The organism is Pseudomonas sp. W2-17 (assembly GCF_041060445.1).
Lineage (GTDB): Bacteria > Pseudomonadota > Gammaproteobacteria > Pseudomonadales > Pseudomonadaceae > Aquipseudomonas.
Map to the genome: position 1 here is coordinate 61216 of NZ_JAUFNS010000012.1, position 24323 is coordinate 85538.

Consider the following 24323-nt stretch of genomic DNA (forward strand, 5'->3'; position numbering starts at 1 on the left):
CGGTCTGAGATGAGCGGTTATTTGAAGGTGTTGACGTTTTCCGGGGTGATCAGCTTGAAGGGAATCACGATGGCCTGTTCGGGCAGCGTTTCCTTCTTCGCCAGCTTCACGGCCGCATCGATGGCGCCCTCGCCCTGCCCCTTGGCGTCCTGAAACACCGAGACCGAGAGGTCGCCTTTCTTCACGGCGCTCAGACCGTCCGGCGTGCCGTCGACACCGGCCACAAACACTTCGCCTTTCTTGCCGGCCTGCTTCAGGGCCATGGCGGCGCCGATGGCCATTTCGTCGTTGTTGGAGATAACCGCTTTGAAGTCACCGCCCTGGGTCAGCCAGTCATTGGTGACGTCCATGCCGCGCTGACGCTGCCAGGCGCCGGTCTGTTCCTGGGTGACTTTGATGTTGGGGTAGTTTTTCAGGACTTCTTTCACGCCCGCCGTACGGTCGCGGGTCGAGTTGTTGGCCAGTTCACCGAGCAAGATGACGACGTTGCCTTTACCGTCCATTTTCTTGGCCAGGTATTCCATCTGCATGCGCCCGGCTTCCTTGTCGTCGGAGGTCACGGAGGCGACGCCTGCGGGCAACTTGGGATCATCCGGGCGGCGGTTGACGTAGACCAGCGGAATGCCGGCGGCGGTGGCCATCTTGGTAATGCGGTTGGTCGCTTCGGTGTCGACCGGGTTGACGATCAGTGCATCGACTTTTTTGCCAATCAGCTCCTGCACCTGATCGAGCTGTTTGTTCACGTCATTGCGGCCATCGACGAACTGCAGATCGACGCCGCCCATGGCTTTGACTTTCTTGTCCATGTCCTCGCGCATGTAGGTCAGGTACGTGTCATCGAACTGAGACATGGACACGCCAATCTTCAGGTCGGCCGCCAGGGTGACGCCGCTGCTCAGCATCAGGGCCAGGGCGAGTGAGGTGAAACGGAGTGGGGTATTCATGAACGGTCTTTCTCCAGATTCTTGTTGTTGTAATAGCGGGATAACGACTGCTGGAGGGGCTGGCGTTTAGCGCGGAGCAGCAGACGCCGCGTCTGAAAGGTGCGCGACCGAGCCGCCCGATGCCCCGCACACCACAACGCCGCGGCTTTCGACGCAGAGCACGTGGGCGATGGTTTCGAGGGCGGATTCGAACGCGGGGGCAGCGTTGATCATTCTGCGGGCTACAGTGTGGAAAAGCGCGTGGGAAACAGCTCGGGGAATGGCGGGAAGCGCGAGTAAGAAGGGACGGCAAGCCTTGGCGGCTGATCTGAAGATGTTCATCGGCGGTACCTGTCTGCGATTGGCTTTCTTGTTTTTGTGTCGCTCGTTCGGCCTGCTGCCGGGAGACCCGACACCAGGCGCTGACGGCGATCGTCGGCAACCTGGAAATGACTCTATTGGAAAATAATTTCTACTTCAACAGCTTTTAGAATTAATTTCTATTTTCGTTTTGATGCGCCACGTACGACCTGTTGGTGGGTGTAGCGCAGTGCGTCACAGGGCATCTGCGTGTGCTTTTCACAGCACCACCACCCTGCCCTCCATCGCGCTAATCCTTGCGGCATCCAGCACCCTGGCCGAGGCCACCGCATCGTTTGCATCCACAGGATTACGCCCCTGATTCATCACCGCCTCCTGCCATTGCCGGTAAAACTCGGTCCAGCAGCCACGCTCCGACGGGACCCGCTCACGGTGCTCGCCCTGTTCGAACCAGCCCCAGCGTCGGTGTTCTTCCACGCCCCAGCGTTCGCCTTCGGACTTGGGTGACAACCCGGCGAGTGCGGCAGCCTCCTGACCGTCGAGGCCCTCCACGGTATAGCAGCCCTGTGAACCGTTGACCCGAAATCGCGGGCCCTGGGCGTTTTGCAGGCAGCTGCCCCAAAGGTGTGAGATCACGCCGCTGTTATGGGTCAGTGAAATAAAGAAGCCGTGATCGACCTTTTGCTCCGGCGTCGCGAACTCAAGCTCGGCGTACACCCGCTTCGCCGGCCCGAACAGCAGCAGTGCCTGATCCACCAGATGGCTGCCGAGATCCCGCAGAATGCCGCCGCCGCTTTCCTTGCCCACGGAGGAAGGCGAATAGCGCTCGACCCGGGACTCGAAGCGGCTGATCTCACCGAAAACGCCCTGATCGATCAGCTTGCACACGGTGAGAAAATCCGAGTCCCAGCGTCGGTTCTGGTACACCCCCAGCAGCACGCCCCGGCGTTTGGCGGCGTCCACCAGTTCCTGCGCCGCTGACGCATCCGGCGCAAACGGCTTGTCGCTGACGACCGGGACGCCGAGCTCGATGGCTTCAAGAATCAATTCACGCCGGGAGGCCAGCGGCGTCGAGATCACCACCGCATCGACACCGGCGGCGACCAGATCGGCCAGGCTGTCGAAGGCCGGGACTTTGGGGTAATCGTTGCGCAGGTCCTGACGGCGTTCCGGCGAACGGGTGACCACGCCGGCAAAGGTCGCGCCGGGCTGGCTGGCAATCAGCGGCGCGTGAAAGTAACGCCCGCCTTTGCCGTAGCCGATGAGTCCGATTTTCATGGGTAAGTCTCCTTGCTAACGCCCTGTATCTGGCTCCTGCAGGACAAATATGTCTCTGCAGGATGACAGCGCTCTCACTGTAGGAGTGAGCTTGCTCGCGATAGCTTTCCCTCCGGTACATATCGGTATCGGATACATCGTCATCGCGAGCAAGCTCACTCCTACAAGGGTCGTATAGATCAATACTGACGGGCCTTGGCCAACGCCGCTTTTTGTCGCTCGTACGCTTCGGCGGTCGTGCCCGTCGTCGACACCTGCGCCACGCCCACGCGCCACCACGACAGGTAGCCGTGGATCATGGTTTTCGGCAGTACCTTGATGTCGATCAGCGTCGAAACGGTCTGCGTACGGGCATCGGCCAGTGCCGCTTCCAGCTCCTGGGCGTTGCTGACCTTGTAGGTCTTGCAGCCATAGGCCGCGGCACTCATCGCAAAATCCACCGGCACGAAGTCGCCGTCCAGCTGACCGGTCTCGGGATTGCGGTAGCGGAACTCGGTGCCGAAACTGCCCATGCCGTTGCCCATCTGCAAATTATTGATGCAACCGAAGGCCATGTTGTCGAGCAGTATCACGTTGATCTTGCGCCGTTCCTGAATCGAGGTGGCCAGTTCCGAGTGCAGCATCATGTAGGAACCGTCGCCCACCAGCGCGTACACCTCACGCTCCGGCGCCGCCATTTTCACGCCCAATGCGGCATTGACCTCATAGCCCATGCACGAATAGCCGTACTCGACGTGGTAACTGTCGACACTGGTGCTGCGCCATGCCCGCTGCAGATCCCCAGGCAGACTGCCGGCCGCCGCGACGATCACCGCGTCGGTGGGCAATTGCTGATTGAGCACCCCCAGCACGCGGCTCTGGGTCAGGCACGAACCGGTCATCTCGATGAAGTCGCGCAGCACCTGCGGATCGAGATGGCCGCTGACTTCCGGCTCGAAATCTTCGGTCTGGTATTCCACGGCGTATAGCCGATCCACTTCCGCGTCCAGGGCAGCTCTGGCTTCACTCGGTTGATCACCCCACTGTGCGCGGTAGTCGCCCAACTGATCCGCCAGGGAACGAAGCGCCCGGCGCGCATCGGCCAGCACCTGCACGCCATCGAGTTTCTGCACATCGAAGGCGCCGACGTTGAGGTTGAGGAACTGAACGTCAGGGTTCTGGAACAGGGATTTCGAACCGGTGGTGAAGTCGCTGTAACGGGTGCCGACGCCGATGATCAGGTCCGCTTCCCGCGCCAGGGTATTGGCCGCCAGGGTGCCGGTCTCGCCGATGCCGCCCATGTTCAGCGGATGGGCGGAAACGATGGCGCTCTTGCCGGCCTGGGTTTCGCTGAACGGAATGCCGAAGCGCTCGGCGAACGCCTGCAGCTCGGCGGCCGCGCCGGAATAACGCACGCCGCCGCCACAGATCAGAAGCGGTTTGCGCTTGCCTTTGAGCAGCCCCACGGCGTCATTGAGCATGGCTTCGGTGGGCGGACGGCGGTCGATGCGGTGCACGCGTTTTTGCAGGAATGAATCGGGGTAGTCGTAGGCTTCGGCCTGTACGTCCTGGGGCAGCGCCAGTGTGACGGCGCCGGTTTCGGCAGGATCGGTGAGCACGCGCATGGCGTTGAGGGCCGCGCTCATCAATTGCTCGGGGCGGGTGATGCGGTCCCAGTATTTGCTCACGGCCTTGAAGGCGTCGTTCGTGCTGATGCTGAGGTCGTGGAACTGTTCGATCTGTTGCAGCACCGGATCGGGCTGGCGACTGGCGTAGACATCGCCGGGCAGCAACAGCAGCGGAATGCGGTTGGCCGATGCGGTGGCCGCGGCGGTGATCATGTTGGCGGCGCCGGGGCCTACCGATGAACTGCAGGCGTAGATCTTGCGCCGCAGGTGTTGCTTGGCAAACCCCATGGCGGCGTGGCACATGCCTTGTTCGTTGCGGCCTTGATGCACGATGAGATCGCCGCTGTCCTGCTCCAGCGCCTGGCCCAGGCCGAGCACGTTGCCGTGGCCAAAAATGGTGAACACCCCGGCGACGAACTTGCTCTGCACGCCGTCGACTTCGACGTACTGGTTATCGAGAAACTTCACCAGGGCCTGGGCCATGGTCAATCGAGTCGTGTTCATGCTTGCACCTTTTTGTTATTGGCGGTGATGAAAGCCTGCACAATTTCAGTTGGCGAAATGCGGTCACCTGTGGGAGTGACCGGGGTGGCGCCCCACCTTGCTCGCGAAGGGGCCATTGGGTCCGGCACATCCCTAGTGGTCGGAAAACCGCATTCGCGAGCAAGCTCGCTCCCACATTGACCGCGTGCGACAGACGGTCAGCGCAAATTCTCTACTTGGCCGTCGGCATGCTGAATTCCGCGCCCTTGGCGATACTGTCCGGCCAGCGCTGCATCACGCTTTTGTAGCGGCTGTAAAAGCGCAGGCCTTCTTCGCCGTAGGCATGGTGGTCGCCGAACAGCGAGCGCTTCCAGCCGCCGAAGGAATGCCAGGCCATCGGCACCGGGATCGGCACATTGATGCCCACCATGCCGACCTTGATGTTGCGCGCAAAGGCCCGGGCAATACCGCCGTCGCTGGTGAAGCACGACACGCCGTTGCCGAATTCGTGGGCGTTGATCAGCTCCACCGCCGAGGCAAAATCAGGCACGTGGACGATCCCCAGCACCGGCCCGAAGATCTCTTCCTTATAGATCGTCATTTCCGGCGTCACGTCATCGAACAGCGTGGCGCCGACGAAGAAGCCCTGTTCCGCGCCCGGCACGCTGAAGTTGCGCCCGTCGACGATCAGCTTTGCGCCTTCCTGCACGCCCTGAGCGATATAGCCCTCGACCTTGGCCTTGTGCACCGCCGTGACCAGCGGACCCATGTCCGAATCGGCGTTCATGCCGTTGCCGACCTTGAGTGCATCGATGCGCGGCAGCAGTTTGTCGATGAGTTTCTGCCCCACGTCGCCCACCACCACAGCGATGGAAATCGCCATGCAGCGCTCCCCGGCCGAACCGTAGGCCGCACCGATCAACGCGTCAGCCGCCTGATCCAGATCGGCATCGGGCATGACGATCATGTGGTTTTTCGCACCGCCGAGGGCCTGCACCCGCTTGCCGTGGGCCGTGCCCTGCTGATGAATGTATTCGGCGATGGGCGTGGAGCCGACAAACGAAATCGCCTCGATGCCCTTGTGTTGCAGCAGCGCGTCCACGGCCACCTTGTCGCCCTGCACCACATTGAACACGCCATCGGGCAGGCCCGCCTGTTTCAACAACTGCGCCATCAGCAGGCTCGCCGACGGGTCGCGCTCGGACGGTTTGAGGATGAAGCAGTTGCCGGTGACCAGCGCCATGGGGATCATCCACAGCGGCACCATCACCGGGAAGTTGAACGGCGTGACGCCGGCGCACACCCCCAGTGGCTGACGCAGGTTCCAGTTGTCGATGCCGCCACCGATGTTGTCGCTGTAGTCGCTTTTCAGCAGGCTCGGCGCGCCACAGGCAAACTCGACGATCTCGATGCCACGCACCACTTCTCCCTTGGCATCGGAAAATACCTTGCCGTGCTCGCGGCAGATGATGGCCGCCAGCTCGTCGTGATGCTGGTCGAGCAATTCCTTGAACTTGAACATCACCCGCGCCCGCCGCAGGGACGACTGATCCGCCCAGGCGGGAAACGCCGCCTGGGCAGCGGCAACCGCCTCGTCGACGGTCTTCAGTTCCGCCAGCGCCACCCGGGCCTGGACAGCGCCGGTGGCCGGATTGAACACATCACTGAAACGCTCGGCGCTGTCGTGAATCTGGCCGTTGATGTAGTGGCCGATGATCGGGGCAGTGCTCATTTCGAGCTCCTTCAAAAAGTGGGTTAAAGATCCAGCAGCCAGCTATGTTGCGGATCGTTGTGAAATTGCCATGCGCGCTTTGGCCCGGCCATCACGTTCAAATAATAGGATTCATAGCCGTACGGCACGCTGACCGGGTGATAACCCTTGGGCACCGTGACCAGATCGTTGTTCTCCACGGCCATGGCCTGATCGATACTGCGATCGTCGGTGTACACGCGCTGGAACACATAGCCCTGGGGCGGGTTGACCTGATGGTAATAGGTTTCTTCGAGAAAGCTCTGGTGCGGCAAATCATCCGTGTCGTGCTTGTGGGGCGGGTAGCTCGACGAGTGGCCCGAAGGCGTGCGCACTTCCACCACCAGCAGCGAATGCGCCGGCTCGGAATCGGGAAGGATGTCGCAGACGTAACGGGTGTTGGCCGCCCGGCCGCGCACGCTGCGTTTCATCGTGTCGGGGGTGATCACCCGCGCCGGCAGGTCTTTGGACGCATCGCCCGGCGCAGCGCACACAGCAATCTGCACCGCGCTCAACGCCGTGACTTCGGCCTGACTGCCCGGCGGCAGGTACACGGCGAAGGGCGATTTGTCCTCGAACACCGATTGCCGATCACCGAGGTTTTCCCATTTGAAACCGCCCTGCCCCGGCGCCTCGCCGCTGACGCTGATGCGGCCGCTGAGCAGCACCAGGCAGATTTCCTTGGCGCCCGCACTCACCGGAAGACGTTCGCCGACGCTCAATCGGTGGGCGGAGAAGCCGACGTACGTCAGCACACCGTCGGCCAGCGCGACCACGTCGCGCCCTTCGGCCTTGCTCTTGACCAAGAGATTCATGTTCACAGGCTCCTCTGTTCAGGCGGTTGTTGAGGTGCGTTCTGTTGTTGAGCCGCGCTGTTCAACTGCGCGGCGGCCAGCAAATGGCGCAGGGTCTCGTAGCCCTTCTTCGCGTAGGCATAGCTCGGCGCGACCGCCGGGTCCTGCTCCGCTTCGACCACCAGCCAGCCTTGGTAACCGGCCTGTATCAACACATCCAGCAGCGCGGCGAAATCGATGTCGCCATCGCCGGGCACGGTAAAGGTGCCGTTGACGATGCAGTCCGGAAAGCTCCAGAGATTGTTGCGCGCCAGCTGCACCACCGGCTTGCGCACGTCCTTGAAATGCACATGGCAGACGCGCTCGATGTGTTTGCTCAGCACTTGAAGCGGCTCGCCGCCCCCCATGTAGCAGTGACCGGAATCGAACAGCAGGCCGACTTCGTCGCCGGTCAGGGCCATCAGCGTGTCGATGTCCTCCGGCGATTCCACGTACGCGCCCATGTGGTGGTGATAGCCCAGACGCACGCCTTGGGACAGCGTGAAGCGGGCCAGCTCAGTGAGTTTGTCGGCATAGGCCTGCCACGCGCTGGCGCTGTGAAAGCGCGGCCGCTCGACCAGTCGGATGCGCTGGCCCTGAATCGAATCAGCCACTTCGCCGTAGACCAGCACCGTGGCGCCGTTGTGCTTGAGCAGTTCGACGTGGCTGGCGATAGCGTCAATTTCTTCGGCCGCCGAGCGGCTGGCGAGCCGACCGGAATACCAGCCCGACACCAGCGCCAGGTCATACGGACGCAACACATCGGCCACGCCTTGGGCGTCTTTGGGGAATTTGCCGTTGAGCTCGAAGCCTTCGTAGCCGATTTCCTTGCCCTCGCTGAGCGCGGTGCTCAGGGGCGTTTCGCCACCGAGGGCCGGGAGGTCGTCGTTGCTCCAGGAAATCGGGTTGATGCCAATTCGGATTGCAGAAGCGGGCATGGCTGCACCTTTATTGTTGTTATCACGTTCAACTGAACACATAGGCCCAGTATCAGGCCCGGGCGTCGCGCCAGGATTCGATCAGGAAACCGAAGTTGCTCTGCACCCGAGTGATCAGGTCTGCGTCATCGATTTCGCCCTCCAGCCAGGCGCGGCTGGGTTCGTGAAAAATCGTGCGGCCCACAGCAAAACCCCGGCAGGTGGTGCTTTTCGCCGCCTGACGAAAGCCGGCCGCGAGGGTTTCGGCCGGTGCGTTCAGCCCCAGCAACACCACGCCCCGGCAGTACGGATCGCGCTCGTGAATCAGCGCGTCGAGCTGCTCCCAGACCTCGGCGGGCTGCGACTCGATTTTCCACCAGGCCGGGTAAATGCCGAGGTTGTAGAGGCGCTTGAGGGAACGGTAGATGACATCCGGATGGGTCGAAGGATGATCCTTCGGCGGAATCACTTCCAGCAGCAGTTCATGACCGCTGGCCAGCGCTGCCTGATACAGGCCCAGCAACTGCGCTTCCTGTTCCAGTCGAAGCATCGGTTCGTCGTCCGGGTGGTATTGCACCAGGCACTTGATGATCTGTTCCTGAGGCCAGGCCAGTAACGTGCTGCCCACCGAACGCCCGTGCTCGAACGCCAGTGGGCGCGAGCCTTGCACTTCCACAGGCCGGGCCACCCACCAGCCGCGCCCGCTGGCGGCATTCAGTGAATCCTGACCAAAACGCTGATCCGCCAGCACGCCGACATCGGCGGCGATGCCGCGCTTGTTCAAATCGGCCTCGACCCGCGCGACCGCTTGAACAAAGAGCTGTTTGAGCTGGCTGATGCAGGCCGGATCACGCCCGGCCTTTTGCGCCAGTTCGACCAACTGCCCGCGGTGATCGAAGGCGAAGATGAACAGCGGCTGCCATTCGCGACGGGGCACGCTGACCCGGTGCAGACGTTGCAACACCGCGTCCTGATCGGGTCGAGTGATCGGCACCGGGCTGTTGAACAGGTATTCCAGCTCGACCAGCGTCGGCATGGCTGGCGCGCAGGCGTGCCGCGACACCACCAGACCGCCGCAGGCATTGGCCAACTGGCAGCAGCGCTCGTCGCTCTCGTCGTTGAGCCAGCCCTTGAGGAAACCGGACATGAACGCATCGCCCGCGCCCAGCACATTCAGCACTTCCACGCGTACGCCGGGGTAAATCGCGCCGTCTTCCAGCTTCGCCGGAATCGCCCCGTGAATCACCGTGCAGCCCTGGGGCCCGAGTTTCACCACCAGCGTCGCGGCACTGAGCTCGCGAACCCGGCGCAGGGCGCTGAGCAAATCGGTCGAGCCGCCGGCAATGAGGAATTCTTCTTCGGTGCCGACGATCAGGTCGAAGCGCGGCAGGATGCGCTGCACGTGCTGGCTGACGGTGTCGTTGGCGACGAAGCGGGTTTCGCCGTCAGCCTTGCCGGCCAGGCCCCACAGCACCGGGCGGTAATCGATGTCGAGGACGCGTCTGACGTTGTGTTTTTCGGCGTAGTCCAGCGCCTGACTGCTGGCGCGGAACACCTGATCGGTGGAGAAATGCGTGCCGGTGATCAACAGCGCCTTGCTGGAGGCGATCTGCGCTTCATAGATGTCTTCAGGCTGCAGCGCCATGTCGGCGCAGTTCTCGCGGTAGAACACCAGCGGGAAGGTTTCGCGGTCCTTGATGCCGAGCAGCACCATGGCGGTCAGGCGTTCGGCGTCGACCTTGATGCCGCTGACGTCGCAGCCCTCCCGCGCCAGGGATTCCACCAGGAACCGGCCCATGTGGTCGTCGCCGACGCGGGTCAGCATGGCTGACTTCACCCCCAGCCGGGCGGTGCCAAAAGCGATGTTGGCGGAGGAGCCGCCGAGGTATTTGGCGAAACTGCTGACGTCCTCCAGGCGCGCGCCGATCTGCTGCGCGTAGAGATCGACGCCCAGGCGCCCGAGACAAATAACGTCCAGCTGACGCCCAGTGGCAAAACGAGTCTGGCCCATGCCGGCCCCTCTTCTTTTATTGTTATTGATTTGATTACTGTTGGCCTTGCCCACAAGCGAGGTGCTTGCTGGCGAGTTCGTGGATGCAGACTAGAACGGCGCCGGGGCTTGATCAATGAATTTTTCTAAATTATTTTCAGGTGGAATATTTATTCCACTTTGCATTGCGGGTCGCAGCCTGCAAAACTGGCCGCCTGTCTTCCCGCACAACCTGCCACGCCACAACCCGCCAAAGGATTCGCACGTATGTCCAGCCTCGATCAGCCAGGCTCCCCCGATACCGGAGCCGACGGCGCAACGCCCGTCACCGCCGCGCCGGAGACCGCCGATGCACTGCTCAAGCTGATCACGGCCGAATACGAGAGCCTGCCGCGCCAGCTCAAGCGCATTGCCAGCTACATGAGCCAGCAGAGCGACCGGATCATGGTCGACCGCATCAGTGACATCGCCCGGGAATGCGAAGTGCATCCTTCGGCCATCGTGCGGTTTTCCCAGCGCTTCGGCTTCAGCGGATTCAGCGAGATGCAGGCCCTGTTCCGCGAGGCCTACACCCACAAAGCCACGCCGGTGCAGAACTACCAGCAACGCATTCGCAGCATGATCGCCAATAAATCGCAGAAGGCCAGCGCGGGCGACCTGGCCCGCGAATGCGTGAACGCCACGCTGTCGGGGCTTGAGCGTCTGGCGCTGGAACTGGACGACGAGGCCTTCGAGAAAGCCGTGGACCTGGTGGTCAACGCCGACAACATCTACGTGGTCGGGGTGCGACGCTCGTTCGCCGTCGCCGACTATCTGGTCTACAACCTGCAGCACACCAACAAACGCATCCACCTGATTTCCGGCCTCGGCGGCAGTTACCGCGAGCAGATGCGCAGCGTGCGTGCCAATGATCTGGTGATCGCCATCAGCTTCACGCCCTATGGCAAGGAAACCCAGCACTGCCTGCGCATTGCGCAGCATCATCAGGCCAAGACGTTGATCATTACCGACAGCAACCTTTCGCCGCTGGCCAAACGCGCCAATGCCGTGCTGCTGGTCAACGAGGGCAGCTCGTTCGCGTTTCGTTCGCTCAGCGCCACGTTGTGTCTGTGTCAGGCACTGTTCATTGCCGTGGCCTATCGCCTGGAGCTGAAGGTTGACGAAATCGCCGAACAGGCCGGCTTCGATGACTGATGACTGATGACCTTGTACAAACCCGACGAGCTGTATAACTTTCGTATAGCTTTTTAACATCACCTGCGTGATTATCTGCTGCACTGCACATGGAATTCGCATCTGAGCTGCTTCTCGCTCGCAAGGTCATGGATCAGGACCACACCTCATCCACTTGCCTGAGCCGCCATCATGTTTTTTGACTCGTCCAAGAACAAAACCATCCAGGACCTGCAACTGACCGTCGCCCATCAGGCCAGCCTGTTGGAGGCCATCAATCGCTCGATGGCCAGCATCGAATTCGATCTGAACGGTGTGGTGCTCAAGGCAAACGACAACTTCTTCAAAACCATGCGCTACCGGCCCGAACAGGTCATCGGCAAGGAACACCGCATGTTCTGCACGCCGGAGCATGCGCGCAGCCCGGAGTACGCGCAGTTGTGGTCGCGCTTGCGTAACGGCGAGTTTGTGTCGTCGACGTTCCAGCGCATTGCGGGCGATGGCAGCACGGTGTGGCTGGAGGCCAATTACAACGCGGTCAGGGATTCGGACGGCAAGGTCATCCGGGTGGTCAAGTACGCGATGGACGTAACCGCCAGGCTTCAGGCCGAGAGCGAAGCGCGCAACAAACTGCAGGCCATCGACCGCGCCATGGCCATCATCGAGTTCGATCTGGACGGTACGATCATCGCCGCCAACGACAACCTGTTGCGCTTGCTGGGCTATAGCCGGCAGGAGCTGTTGGGTAAAAACCACAAGATGCTCTGCCCGCCGGAGTTGGCCAACAGCGCCGATTACCAGGATTTCTGGCGTCGGTTAAACAAGGGTGAGTTTTTCAGTGATCAGTTCAAGCGCGTCGGCAAGCAGGGTCAGACGCTGTGGCTGGAAGCGTCTTATAACCCGGTGTATGACGCCAGCGGCAAGCTGTGGAAAGTGGTGAAGTTCGCGTCGGACGTCACCCCGCGTATCCAGAAGCACGAGGCGGATTCCCACAGCGCTGCCCAGGCGTATCACATTTCGGTGCAGACGCAAAAGTACGCCGAGCAGGGCACCCTGGTGATTCAGCAGGCGGCCAGTGAGATGCGTCAGATTTCGCAGAACATTGATGACTCGTCGCGGATCATTGGTCAATTGGGTGAGCGGTCGGAGCAGATTACGGCGATCGTGAATACGATTCGCAGTATTGCGGATCAGACGAATCTGCTGGCGTTGAATGCGGCAATCGAGGCGGCCCGGGCCGGTGATCAGGGTCGTGGCTTTGCGGTGGTGGCCGATGAGGTTCGGCAGTTAGCGGGGCGCACGAGCCGGTCGACGCAGGAGATTTCGGAGATGATTCAGGTGATTCAGGCCGAGACGCGTCAGGCGATTGTGAGTATGGACAATACGCGGAGTACGGCGGTGAAGGGTGTGGATCTGGCGGATCAGGCGGGGGATGCGATTGTGCAGATCAGTTCGGGGACGAATGATGCGGTGGATGCCGTGAGGATGTTCGCGGGGCGGGATTGATCTTTAACGTCAAGAGCGTCTGCCTGGGGGCAGACTGTTTCGCCTTCGGCGAGTTACTTGATAAAGCCCCAAGTAACCAAGGGCTTGTGCTCCTGGTTAGGTTCCTCCTTCGTCGGAATACCCTCACTCCGACGACGCTCCGTGGGCCCGCGCCGAACGGACATCCATGTCCTGACGGCGCTCTCGCCGCATCCATGCGGCTCGGCCCACTGCGCGTCGTCTGCGTTCGGCCTGCACCCAAGTCGCGATTGGCGGTGTCCAGCCTGTCTGCGTACGAAGATCAAAAGCAGATTAAAAGCTTCCCGGCTAAAGCCGGTCCTACCCAATTCAACTGACTGCTGATCGTTCCCACGCTCCGCGTGGGCATGCATACCGTGACGCTCCGCGTCACCCGACACCGGATCTTTGAAGGGGACTGATTTATTTACAACGCTTCACCGTAAATTAATCTGTCCCCGGCCTGCCAACTAGCCCATCTCCCCACTCACGACTGCCCTTCATTCCTGAGCCGCATGGCTTTCGCGCGCTTCTCCAGTACCACATACACCACCAGCGCGATCATCAGCGGGATGAGGAAGTAGATCACCCGATAGCCAATCAGCGCAGCCAGCAGTTGGCCTTTGCTGAATTGGTGTTGCATGAGGGTGATGAAAACGGTTTCGAGCACGCCGAGGCCCGCAGGGATGTGGGCGATGACGCCGGCGATGCTGCTGATGAGCAGGATCCCGAGCACCGCCGGGTAGAAGGCTTTTTCCGGCAGCAGCACGTAGATGAGCAGCGCCATCAATCCCCAGTTCAATGCGCCCAGCAACGTCTGGCGCATGGCCTGATTCAGCGATGGCAGCACAAACTGTTGCTTGCGGATGGTCCAGGTGCGTTTTTTCGAGAATCGGCAGGCCAGGAAGTACGCCAGGCAGACGGCCAGCAAGACGAAGCCGATCAGTTGCAGCGTGGTGTCGCCGATCTTCCAGCCTTCGGGCAGGTCGACGAAATCACCCGCGAACACAAACCCGGCCAACAGCATGTAGCCCAGCCAGTTGGTGATCAGGCTCAGGCTGAGGATGCGGGTGATGGTCGGCACGTCCAGGCCCAGCCGCGAATACAGGCGATAGCGAAGCGCGATGCCACCGACCCAGGAACTCAGATTGAGGTTGAAGGCGTAGCACACGAAGGTCACCGGAATGATCTGTTTCACCGCCAATTTGTGTTCGGTGTAGCGCCGGGCCAGGACATCGAAGCAGCAGTACGTCAGGTAACTGCCGGCGGCGATGACGAAGCCCAGCGCCAGGGTGCTGAGCTTGTAGGACTCCAGCGCGTGCATCACCTCGTTCCAGTCGAGGTTTTTCATCAGTGTGAACAACAACACCGGCACAGCGATGAAGAAGAACAGCGTGAAGGCGCGCTTCGCCCACCTCAGCCACGGACGATGCTTGCCCGCGTCGGCCGGTTTCTGCTCGCGGGTGGACGCTTGGGAGACGCCGGTCATAGGGATTTCTCCTGATCGGCCGGTGCTTCATTTTTAAGCGCAGCGGCCTCCGGCAGGGTTTCCGGCGCGCGCAGGGGTTTCAGCCGTGGGCCGTGCACCGGAAACAGACCGGCAATCGCCGGGAAGTGCCGCAGGAAGTGGAAGCTCAGGAAAATCATCGGCGCGCGCCACCACTGCCCTTTCGCCAAGCCCTTGAGGTTGACCTGTTTGCTGTGGGCCACGGCCAGGTCGCGCAGGTGTTCGTGCAAGCGCTGGTTCAACGCGTGGTCGCGGATAAACAGATTGGCTTCCAGATTTAGCGCCAGGCTCAGCGGGTCGAGATTGCTGGAACCGACGGTTGACCACTCGTGGTCGATCAACGCGACCTTGCCGTGCAGCGCCCGTTGTTTGTATTCATGGATGACCACGCCTTCGCGCAACAGCCAGGTGTAGGTCAGGCGCGAACACACGCGCACGAAGGGCATGTCCGGCTGGCCCTGAAGGATCAACGTGACTTTCACCCCGCGTCGAGCGGCGTTGCGCAGTTCGCGCAAGAACCGGTAGCTGGGGAAGAAGTAGGCGTTGGCGATGGTGATGCGCTGAGTCGCGTTGCGCATCGCCAGCAGGTATTGCTCTTCGATGTCGGTGGTGTGGTTTCGGTTGTCGCGTTCGGCGAGAAGCATCCGCGCGCTGCCGGCCTGACGCGTCACCGGCTTGAGCGGCGTGAAGGTTTTGCGCACGGCCGGGCCGAGCATGCCCAGGGTCGAGCGATAAATGTCGGCAACAATCGGCCCGCGCACCAGCACGGCGTAGTCCTGCTTGGCGGTAATGCCGGTGTCAGCCATATGGTCGACGCTGTAGTTGATCCCGCCCATGAACGACGTCTCGCCGTCGATCACCACCACTTTGCGGTGCAGGCGCCGGAACAGGTTGGTGCGCATGCCCATCAGTTTCGGGCGCGGGTCGAACAGCTGAATCTGCACGCCGGCTTCGATCATTTTGCTGACGAAGGCCGTGCTCAGGTCGCTGGTGCCGTAGTCGTCCACCGTGATGACCACCCGCACGCCACGGCTGGCGGCGGCGATCACCGCCTGCTGCAAGCCCTCGCCCACGCGGTCTTCGAAAATGATGAACGTCTCGATCAGCACTTCCTCGCGCGCCGCACGAATGGCGTCGAAGACCCGGGCGAAAAAGTCTTCGCCATTGATCAGCAACTCCACCGAGTTGCCGTCGCGCCAAAGGCCGCACATCGCGCCCATCGCTCTCATACCCCTCATAGCGTTACCTCCACCGCCAAAGGCGCATGATCGGAAAGGTGCGACCAGGGGCGATTGGACATCACCCTGGGCGACCGGATGTGCGCGTTACGCACGTAAATACGGTCCAGACGCAGCAACGGAAAGCGCGCCGGGAAGCTTTTCGCTGGCGCACCAAAGGATTCAACAAAGACCTCGCGCAGCCCGGCAGGATTCAACACGTCATCCGCCTTCTGCCGCCAATCATTAAAATCCCCGGCGACGATCACCGGCGCATCGGCTGGCAGACGCCCCACCAGATCGGCGATCAACTTCAGCTGCTGCTGGCGATGGACCTCTTTCAGGCCCAAGTGCACACACACCGCGTGCAGCTCGCCGAAATGCGGCACGTCCAGCACGCAATGCAGCAGGCCGCGTTCTTCGGTGCCGAGGATAGAGATGTCGAGGTTGTCGTGACGGAGGATCGGGTACTTGGACAGCAACGCATTGCCGTGGTGGCCGTGGGGATACACGGCATTGCGGCCGTAGGCGAAATCCTTCCACATGCTGTCGGCGAGGAATTCGTACTGCGACGTGGTCGGCCAGTTCTTCACGTTCTGCGCATGGTCCTGATGCTCGCCGTGGACTTCCTGCAGGAAGACGATATCGGCGGACACCGTGCGCACGGCATCGCGCAGCTCCGGGAGAATGAAGCGCTTGTTGAGGAAACCGAAGCCCATGTGCATGTTCATCGTCAGCACGTTAAGGGTGACCGAGGCCGACGCGCTTTGTCGTCGGCCGTTGAGGTCTTCGGGGATCAGGGCACTGGTCACAACGTGGCTCCATGCAAATCGCCTGGCGCAACTTCCAGGTTTTCAGTGAGATTGAAACGCTCAAGCAACCGGCGGGCGTCGTAGGGGGCGCGGACCTTGATGTCGTTGTCGAAATAGCAAAAAACGTCGCGGGACTTCCGCGCGCGGGGGGCTTTGTCCACGATCAGTTGAGCATCCTTGGGCTGCGCGCCCTGCTGCCAGGCATCAATGCGGTCGCCCCAATGCTTGATCGCCTCGTCGGAATAGCCGCTGGCGTAGAGTTCCTTGTCGCCATGCAGGCGGACGTAGACAAAATCGGTGGCAAGGTCTTCCACATGGGGCCACTTGCCGGCGGTGTCCGCCACCACCAGCGCCACCTTGTATTTGCGCAGCAGCGCGACGAACTCAGGCACCAGAAAGCTTTCATGGCGAATTTCAACGGCGTGACGCAGCTTCAGGCGCGCCGGAATGTCCAGATAACCCGGCTGCTGCAACCGTTCTGCGCATTTGCTGGCGCAGGCCTTGGCGGCTTTACCGTCATGGGGCAGCAGTTTAAGAAAGTGCTCGAAGCGCTCAGCGTCGAATTTGAAGTTGGGTGCGAACTGCCAGAGGATCGGTCCCAGTTTTTCCTTGAGCTGAAAAACACCGGAGGCGAAGAAATTGGCGACGGGTTCGTCGATCTCTTTAAGGCGCCGGACATGGGTGATGTAGCGCGGGCCCTTGACGCTGAAAACAAATCCCTGTGGCGTGTCGTCGTACCAGCGCGCGTACAGCTCAGGCGATTGCAGCGAATAGAACGAGCCGTTGATTTCGATGCTGTTCACGGCTCTGGAGGCGAATTTCAACTCGTTTTTCTGCGTCAGGCCGTCGGGATAAAAATCCCCGCGCCATGGCGTGTAACGCCAGCCTGAAATGCCGATGCGAATGTCGCCCATGCCCGTGCTCTCTGATGTCCTGCCGCGGCACCTGCCTCGACACTGGTGAACTAGAGATAAGAAGCTTGAGAACGTGGCAGGTTCCCTGGCTTTTTGCCGGCGTTGCGGCGCAAATTGCCGCAGGCTGCGCCATCGCCTGCCCTCAGGACCCGGCCGAGGCCCTTTTGATCTTTTCTCGCGCGCCGCAGATATTCATCTGGCACCAACGGCGACGACCATTTTTTGAGGTATCGAGAAACAGCCAGTCGCAGTCCGGCGTGGCGCAGGCCTTGAGCCGGGCCATATCGCCGGAGGTGAGCAACGTCGCCGCCTGAACCGCGAGACGACCGATAAACCCGGCCGTCATCGAACTCAGGTCTTCACCGACACGCCAACGCCAGATCACACCCGCCGGGGTCAGCACCAGCAGGCGCTGGTCGGCAGTGTCGGCCAGCGCCTGATTCAAAGCATCAAGGCCGGCGGGGTCAGTTTCATGGTCCAGCGCTATGGGCAGTAACAACCGATACAGCGCTTCACGAAAGTCGATCAACCGTTGAAACGCCGTGAGCGTGTGCCAGGAAGAACGCCCCACCACGGCCATACAGTGCTGATGCTCTTCAGCATCGATAATCCCGGCATGACAGAACCAGTGGACGATGTCCTCCAGGTTGCTCAGTTTGTCGACAACCTCCCGCAACCCCGTGCCCGGGCGGCGACCGTCACAGGTATTGAGGTAATCCAGCACCGCGGCCCCGCCGACGAGGCGGATGGCATTGATCTTCAGTTGTCCGATAGACATGGCATGCCCTCAGTGTGCAGCGACGAGGGAATGATGGCAGAGAAGTGAGGGGGTGCTAAGGTTTCGGACGGTTGTGGGGTGGGTCGCCGCCACTGGCCTCCCCCTCCTTATGAAGACGGCCCTCCAAGCTGAGCAAGGCTCGCCGCCAGCTCGCTCTTGCGGAACGGTTTGGTCAGGCGCGGTAAATCCGGGTCGATGCCTTCATGTTCGGCATACCCTGAGACCAGCAGGATTGCGGTCCCCGGTCGGGAGTTTCGGACCCGTCTGGCCAGGTCGGTGCCACTGATGCCCGGCATGAGGTGGTCTGTGACGATCAGGTCGACATGCTGCCCGGTGCTCAGCAGTTGCAAGGCTTCCTCGCCGGAGGAGGCTTCGATCACGCGGTAGCCCAGATCGGCCAGCATGTATGACGTGCTGGCGCGCACCAGTTCTTCATCGTCGACCAGCAGTGCGATCCCGCGCAGGGAGCGTCGGTCCGGCGCCTCATCGATGCGCAAGGCGGCTGTCGGCAGGGTCATGGCGCGTGGCAGCCACAGCTCTACGTTTGTCCCCAGAGCCGGCGAGCTCTGAATCGTCAGCGCACCGTTCAGCTGGGACGCCAGGCCATGCACCATCGACAGACCCAGCCCCGTGCCTTTGCCGACGCCCTTGGTGGAGAAGAACGGTTCCACCGCCCGGGCGAGCGTGGTGGCATCCATGCCAATGCCGGTGTCCGCAACGGACAGGCAGAGGTAGTCGCCGGTCGGCAGCCGGGAGCGGTGACCCTTGCACACCCACTCGGTGCTCGCCGAGATCCGCATCGTCCCGCCTTCAGGCATGGCGTCGCGCGCGTTCACGGAGAGATTAAGCAGCGCCATCTCAAGCTGGTTCGGGTCCGCGATCGCGGCTGGCAGATCGGGTGGCGCATCGACGACGACCCGGATTTGCGGGCCGGTGGTGCTGGCGACGAGATCGCCCATGCCGTTCACCAGCTTCGCCACGTCGACCGACACCGGCTGGCCAGCAACCGCTGCACAAGTGTCCTGGCGCGATCGGCCGATTGCACGGCGCCGGAAATCAACCGCTGCTCACGTTCACCGCCCACGCCTCGGCGCTGGAGCATATCGAGGGTGCCGACGATGGGGGTGAGCAGGTTATTGAAGTCATGGGCCACACCGCCGGTGAGTTGCCCCATGGCTTCCATCTTCTGACTCTGGCGCAGCGCCTCCTGGACTTCTTCCCGCTCGGCGATGGCCTTGGCAATCCGCCCTTCGAGCGTGGCATTGAGTTCGCGCAGCTCTTCCTCGACGTCCTTGCGGGCGGTGATCTCAACCACCGTGCCGGTGACGCGCAGGCAGCGGCCGGCGGCGTCGAACACGCCCCGCCCCTTGGCGGCCACCCAGCGAATCACGCCATCGTCCCTGCCGACGGTGCGGTAGTCGACGTCATAAAGCGCGCGGCGTTCAGGGTCGCTGGCTGCCTTGAACGCCGCGATCGTGGCGTCCCGGTCCTCGGGGTGCAAGCCGTCGTAAAAGTCTTGAATCGTGACTGGCACGTCAGCCTGGATGCCGAACATTGCCTTGGTTCTGGGCGGCCAGATCAGCGTATCGTGAACGATGTCCACGTCCCAGAAACCGATGTCGGCGTGTTCGACGGCAAGGCGCAGGCGCTCTTCGCTTTCGCGCATTCGCATCTCGGCGCCCACCCGCTCGACATGCGCCCAGCAGCGCTCGACGACTTCCCTGACCAGCAGGACTTCCGAGGGCAACCAGTCGCGAGGCTGATCCTGATGAACCGCCATCATGGCCGTCAGCCGGCCATTCTTGACCAGCGGGCAACAGATGATCGCGTCGATGCCAATGCCCCGGAACATCTCCAGGCCCTCGCTGGCGGCGAGTTCTGCGGCGACGTCGCGCACGATCAGCGTGCGGCCTTCGCGCATGTCAGCCGCCGCCCGTGGGCCGAAAAGATCGAGGCTGTAGGTTCCGGCCGAGCTCTGGATGCCAGCCGCGTTGTAGTCGCTGCGAATCCAGAAGCGGTCATTATCGACGTCGACATCCGCGTAGGCGCAGCGCGACACGTTGAGCCTGCGCCCGAGCATCTCGGTGGCGGCGAGCATCGCGTCTTCGGCCCGGCGAATACTGAAAAGGCGGCTGTCGAGCTCATCAAAAAAGCTCAGTCGCGACGCGCTCTCTTGCAGCGCCGCTTCGGCCTGGTGCTCGGCCGTGCGGTCGCGGAAGATTTTCACGAAGCCGCCCTGCTCCGTGGCCAGCGGCATCATCAATCCGGAGCCCCAGAAGCGCGCACCATTTTTATCAACGTGCCAACGTTCGTTGACGGCCCGCCCCTGCGCAATGGCGAGTTCGAGCTCGCCCTGGAACACTCGCTCCGCCTGGTCCGACTCGGTGTAGAACAGATCGCCCTCACGACCCATGACTTCGTCGGCACGGTAGCCGATCACGCGCTGGGCGCCGATGTTCCACCCGGTGACCGTGCCTTTCGCGTCGAAGGTGATGATCGCGAAGTCCTCTGCGCCTTCGACGATCTGGCGGTAGCGCGCCTCGCTGCTGCGGATTGCGTCCTCGGCTCGCGCACGGTGCACGACGAGGCCCACCGTTTTGACCACGAAATCGCAGATCTCCAGATCCGCCGATAACGGCTCGCGCAGCTCGGCGTGATACATGACAAACGTACCGAGCATGGCGCCCTGCGCCGACCGGATAGGGATTGACGCGCAGACGTGCAAACCGTGTTCGATGGCCTGCGCCCGGAACTCGGCCCACTGCAGGTCATGGGCAATGTCAGACACGAACGCCAGTGGGTTCGGGGTCGTCGCGCGACTGCCTGAACCAGCACTTGGGCTGACAGTGATGTTTTCCACAGCGTTGATAAACGGAGGGGGCAGGCTCGGTCCGGCGCAATGCTGCAGCTGACCGCCCTCCTCGCTCAGGAGCAGGATGCTGCCCAGGAAACGGGACGGCGACAGCGCCTCCACCTCGCGGACGATCGCGTCCAGGGCAACATTCAGCGGCGTTTCTTCAACAGCCAGTTCAAGGGTACGGTTCTGCGCGGCCCCGAGCGCCGCCGCGCGATTGCGTGCCTGGGTCAGCCGTGCGTTCTCGATGGCGATGGTTGCCAGCCGCGCCAGGCTTTCCAGGCGCTTGACCGTGTCGTCGTCGTGACTGCGGACCTGCGACCAATAAGCGCCGAGCGCCGCGACCGGAACAGGTCGACCGATGGGTGCCATGACCAGGCTACGGACGAAGGTTGGCGCGTAGGCGTCCTGCGGGATGCGTGGATCGAGCCGGACGTCACGGATCGCAATCGTCTCGCCGCGACGCATGACCCATCCCGAAACGCAGTGGTCGGCCGGATAGGTCTGACCTTGCCAGAGCGGCGAGACTGCATCCTCGGCGATATAAGAACAGCGTCCCTCATCCTGAATAATGACCGCAACGCCATCCGCGCCGACCGTGGCACGGGCCACGTCGCGGAGCACGGCGACGACCTCGTCCACTGATTCCGCCATCACTAGCCGCTCACTGGCGTTCAGCACATGAGACAGGCGCTCATCGCCGCTAGGATCGACTGGAACAGTCGTCAAACGGATCTCCCGACATCGCCACGGCATCCCGCAGACTGGTTCGAACTGGACAGGGTAAAGCGGCATTGTATCGGGTAACTCTTCGCCCTCGACACGGCTGGAATCAGCTTTTTCGGAAAAGCGACCAACGCGCGCAGGTCATTCTTTTGAGTGATTCCGCAAACGTGAAACGACCACGCCGGCTGTCAGAAAACAGACCAGCCTATTCGCGAACTCAGCAACTCAAGCGCCGCCATTCCGGCGAGGGAATTCCCGGCGGCATTCAGCTCCGGCGACCACACGCACACGGTGAACTGCCCTGGCACGATCGCCACGATTCCGCCCCCTACCCCGCTCTTGCCGGGCAACCCCACGCGGTAGGCGAAATTGCCGGCTTCGTCATACAGCCCGCTAGTGGCCATGATCGAGTTCACTTGCTGAGTCTGGCGCGGCGTGAGGATTTGCTCACCGCTGTGTTTGCAGAACCCGTTGTTCGCCAGGAAGCAGAACGCCCGGGCCAGATCCAGACAGCTCATCTTCAGCGCGCAGCAACTGAAATAACTGCGCAGAACAGTCTCGACCTCGTTATGGAAGTTGCCGAAGGACTGCATCAGGTACGCCATCGCCGCGTTGCGTGCGCGGAATTGGTATTCGGAATCCGCCACACGGGCATCGATCAACACGTGGGGATTGCCCGACAGCCGCCGTACGAAATCGCGCATCGATAATGTCGGTGCGGCGAAACGGGATTGGTTGATGTCACAGATCACCAAAGCGCCGGCGTTGATAAAGGGATTACGCGGCCGCCCGCGCTCGAACTCCAACTGCACCAGCGAGTTGAACGGCTGACCCGACGGCTCATGACCCAGACGCTCCCAGATGGCTTCACCGGAATGGCCAATCGCCTGAACCAGGCTGAACACCTTGGAAATGCTCTGCACCGAAAACGGCTCCAGCGCATCGCCGGCGCAGTAATAGCTCCCATCGTTGCCATACACGGCAATGCCCAACTGCTGCGCCGGCACATCGGCCAGCGCGGGAATGTAATCAGCCACCTTGCCCTGGCCGATCAAGGGACGCACTTCGTCGAGAATCTCGTTCAACAGCGTTTGCATGGAAGGTCCTGGCGTTGATCCCCTGACGGCAGCAGGGGTTAGGGTTCATGACGAATGCTGGAGGGGTGAGATCACACTTTTGGGCAGGATTATGGTTTTTGTTGCGGGTGGGTGTGCACTTTTGGGTTGGCAAGCGTGGGTTGGCCGACAGCGCTTATGGGGCGGATTTTTTGGGAAGTTTGCCCTGCCATCAGATCGAGGTGTCGGGACTGAATGCTTGCCGCAGCGCCGCGATGGCTAGGTCAACAGATGGGCCTTCTATGGATGGCGGATCGGGACGCTCACAGAACTCTCGCCACACGAACAGGGTCAGTTCTGCGCCGTCGGTTTGGCTGGAACCGTCAGAAAGCGAGCCGAAGGTTTGCAGCGATCTGTAGCGTTCGTCCTGCCAGAACAGCGCCTCGACCCATGGGTAGATCGGGATGAAATGGAAGTGAATGGAGTGACCCGCGTCATGGCCGAAACGGCCAATGTAGAGGCGTTTGGGGTGCAGGTGGGTTTCGATGGCTTGCTGGATTTTCGCCTGTAATGGACCTAGCTCGGTCAGCGCTTCGTTTGGCAGGGTTGCCAGCGAGTGGGTCATCTGCTTTGCGCTGAGCATCAGGTAGCCCGGGAGGTGGCTGTCCAGGCGGTGGTTGATGAGCCAGTGGGTGGTTTCGTGGATGACGAAGCTAGGGGGTATATGCATAAGGTGGCCCTGTACGCTGATGACAGCTCTATAACGGTCAAGACGGATGCCGCCCGGCCCGCCGCGTTTCACTCATCGCTTCACCAACGATCTGGCCAGCTCGGGCCACTCATCCATTAACGCATCACGAACCCGTAGTCCTGCGGGCACCGGCTGCGCGTGGTCATCTTGAGCGAGACGGGCGAAAACCAGGGAATGTTCGCCCTTCGTCGCCCAACCGACAAACCATCCGTATCCATGAGCCTCATCGCTTTTGCCGTCTCCCATCCGAGGAAATGCTGTGCCTGTTTTACCGTGAACATTCCAACCATCTGGCCGCAGCGCAATTTGCGAAATTCGGCTCGTCATATCGTAGGCATGAGGGCTCACGGGTAGTTGACGGTTCACCAGTCTGTTCAGAAAAGTGATCTGTTCGCGAGGAGAGATTTTCAACGAGGAGCTGATCCAGGCACGATCAAGGCCGTTGTTTTGTCCCGGATCCCCCGTCAGGTCGGTATTTCCGTAATCGAATGACTCGGCATATCGCTGGACTGCAGCCTCCCCGAGCGCATGAGTGACGCGTTGCGAGAACCACACCACGGAATACTGAAACCACCGCGTTGCATCGGTCGGCTCCAGCCATGCAGCTCCGCCCCAGTCAGGATCACCGGGACGGTACGGCAAAGTAGGAGAATGCTCGTTTTGCAGAAAAGCTGCGTCAAAGCCCATCAGGCTAATGGCGATCTTGAACGTTGAGGCGGGGGTGACTCGACTTCGGCAATCACCCTCTTCCAGCAGGACCTCACCGTTTTTAGCATCGGCGACAAGGGTGCAAATAGTCCCGGCCAGTGGTGATGAAATGTTGAATCCCAGAATCAGTACACCTAACGCAACGCCTCGCATAAACATCAGTTCTCTTCCTTTAGACGACGATACAAAAGCCTATCCCTCCGGGAATATGACTCCGCAGTTC

Annotated in this window: 19 protein-coding genes; 2 read left to right on the plus strand and 17 right to left on the minus strand. The window is 61.5% G+C overall.

Annotated elements, in window-relative coordinates:
* Positions 1–17: 17 nt before the first annotated feature.
* The 7 genes from QWI20_RS16365 to iolC form a co-directional block, all read right to left on the minus strand.
* A complete protein-coding gene (locus tag QWI20_RS16365; RefSeq protein WP_369306336.1) occupies positions 18–944 on the minus strand; it encodes a sugar ABC transporter substrate-binding protein in 927 nt (308 codons plus the stop codon).
* A gap of 558 nt (positions 945–1502) precedes the next feature.
* Positions 1503–2522: a Gfo/Idh/MocA family protein gene (locus tag QWI20_RS16370; protein WP_369306337.1), complete on the minus strand. Its 1020-nt coding sequence runs from the start codon at positions 2520–2522 to the stop codon at positions 1503–1505.
* 179 nt (positions 2523–2701) lie between these two features.
* Complete coding sequence (gene iolD / locus QWI20_RS16375) at positions 2702–4633, minus strand: 3D-(3,5/4)-trihydroxycyclohexane-1,2-dione acylhydrolase (decyclizing) (protein WP_369306338.1); 1932 nt, start codon at positions 4631–4633, stop codon at positions 2702–2704.
* Positions 4634–4844: 211 nt separating this feature from the next.
* Positions 4845–6344 carry a CoA-acylating methylmalonate-semialdehyde dehydrogenase gene (locus tag QWI20_RS16380; RefSeq protein ID WP_369306339.1) on the minus strand — a complete coding sequence of 500 codons (1500 nt, stop codon included), beginning with the start codon at positions 6342–6344 and terminating at the stop codon, positions 4845–4847.
* Positions 6345–6367: 23 nt separating this feature from the next.
* Positions 6368–7177: a 5-deoxy-glucuronate isomerase gene (iolB, locus tag QWI20_RS16385; protein WP_369306340.1), complete on the minus strand. Its 810-nt coding sequence runs from the start codon at positions 7175–7177 to the stop codon at positions 6368–6370.
* Positions 7178–7179: 2 nt separating this feature from the next.
* Positions 7180–8133, minus strand: a complete 954-nt coding sequence (gene iolE / locus QWI20_RS16390; RefSeq protein ID WP_369306341.1) for a myo-inosose-2 dehydratase — start codon at positions 8131–8133, stop codon at positions 7180–7182.
* Between the two features lie 52 nt (positions 8134–8185).
* Positions 8186–10123 carry a 5-dehydro-2-deoxygluconokinase gene (iolC, locus tag QWI20_RS16395; protein WP_369306342.1) on the minus strand — a complete coding sequence of 646 codons (1938 nt, stop codon included), beginning with the start codon at positions 10121–10123 and terminating at the stop codon, positions 8186–8188.
* A gap of 246 nt (positions 10124–10369) precedes the next feature.
* Here iolC and QWI20_RS16400 point away from each other — a divergent pair, with 246 nt between their 5' ends.
* Together QWI20_RS16400 and QWI20_RS16405 are read left to right on the plus strand one after the other, a co-directional pair.
* Entirely contained in the window at positions 10370–11296 is a 927-nt protein-coding gene (locus QWI20_RS16400) for a MurR/RpiR family transcriptional regulator (protein WP_369306343.1), read from the plus strand.
* A 171-nt stretch (positions 11297–11467) separates the two neighbouring features.
* Positions 11468–12781, plus strand: coding sequence for a methyl-accepting chemotaxis protein (locus QWI20_RS16405; protein ID WP_369306344.1), 1314 nt, complete (start codon positions 11468–11470; stop codon positions 12779–12781).
* Positions 12782–13265: 484 nt separating this feature from the next.
* Here QWI20_RS16405 and QWI20_RS16410 read toward each other — a convergent pair whose 3' ends face one another.
* From QWI20_RS16410 to blaOXA, 10 genes are all read right to left on the minus strand, one after another.
* A complete protein-coding gene (locus tag QWI20_RS16410) occupies positions 13266–14267 on the minus strand; it encodes a lysylphosphatidylglycerol synthase domain-containing protein (protein WP_369306345.1) in 1002 nt (333 codons plus the stop codon).
* Positions 14264–15505, minus strand: a complete 1242-nt coding sequence (gene clsB, locus QWI20_RS16415; RefSeq protein ID WP_369306414.1) for a cardiolipin synthase ClsB — start codon at positions 15503–15505, stop codon at positions 14264–14266. Before clsB ends, QWI20_RS16410 begins: the two co-directional genes overlap by 4 nt.
* A gap of 14 nt (positions 15506–15519) precedes the next feature.
* Positions 15520–16233: an endonuclease/exonuclease/phosphatase family protein gene (locus tag QWI20_RS16420; RefSeq protein WP_369306415.1), complete on the minus strand. Its 714-nt coding sequence runs from the start codon at positions 16231–16233 to the stop codon at positions 15520–15522.
* Between the two features lie 77 nt (positions 16234–16310).
* Entirely contained in the window at positions 16311–17228 is a 918-nt protein-coding gene (locus tag QWI20_RS16425; RefSeq protein ID WP_369306346.1) for a DUF72 domain-containing protein, read from the minus strand.
* Between the two features lie 142 nt (positions 17229–17370).
* Positions 17371–18006 carry a CGNR zinc finger domain-containing protein gene (locus tag QWI20_RS16430; protein WP_369306347.1) on the minus strand — a complete coding sequence of 212 codons (636 nt, stop codon included), beginning with the start codon at positions 18004–18006 and terminating at the stop codon, positions 17371–17373.
* Positions 18007–18113: 107 nt separating this feature from the next.
* Positions 18114–18965 carry an ATP-binding protein gene (locus tag QWI20_RS16435; protein WP_369306348.1) on the minus strand — a complete coding sequence of 284 codons (852 nt, stop codon included), beginning with the start codon at positions 18963–18965 and terminating at the stop codon, positions 18114–18116.
* A gap of 5 nt (positions 18966–18970) precedes the next feature.
* Complete coding sequence (locus QWI20_RS16440) at positions 18971–21589, minus strand: PAS domain S-box protein (RefSeq protein ID WP_369306349.1); 2619 nt, start codon at positions 21587–21589, stop codon at positions 18971–18973.
* Positions 21590–21774: 185 nt separating this feature from the next.
* Positions 21775–22683 carry a glutaminase B gene (gene glsB / locus QWI20_RS16445; RefSeq protein WP_369306350.1) on the minus strand — a complete coding sequence of 303 codons (909 nt, stop codon included), beginning with the start codon at positions 22681–22683 and terminating at the stop codon, positions 21775–21777.
* A gap of 190 nt (positions 22684–22873) precedes the next feature.
* The gene (locus tag QWI20_RS16450) at positions 22874–23371 is read right to left on the minus strand and encodes an HIT family protein (RefSeq protein WP_369306351.1); all 498 of its coding nucleotides are present in this window, start codon (positions 23369–23371) and stop codon (positions 22874–22876) included.
* A 72-nt stretch (positions 23372–23443) separates the two neighbouring features.
* The gene (blaOXA, locus tag QWI20_RS16455) at positions 23444–24259 is read right to left on the minus strand and encodes a class D beta-lactamase (RefSeq protein WP_369306352.1); all 816 of its coding nucleotides are present in this window, start codon (positions 24257–24259) and stop codon (positions 23444–23446) included.
* Positions 24260–24323 lie beyond the last annotated feature (64 nt).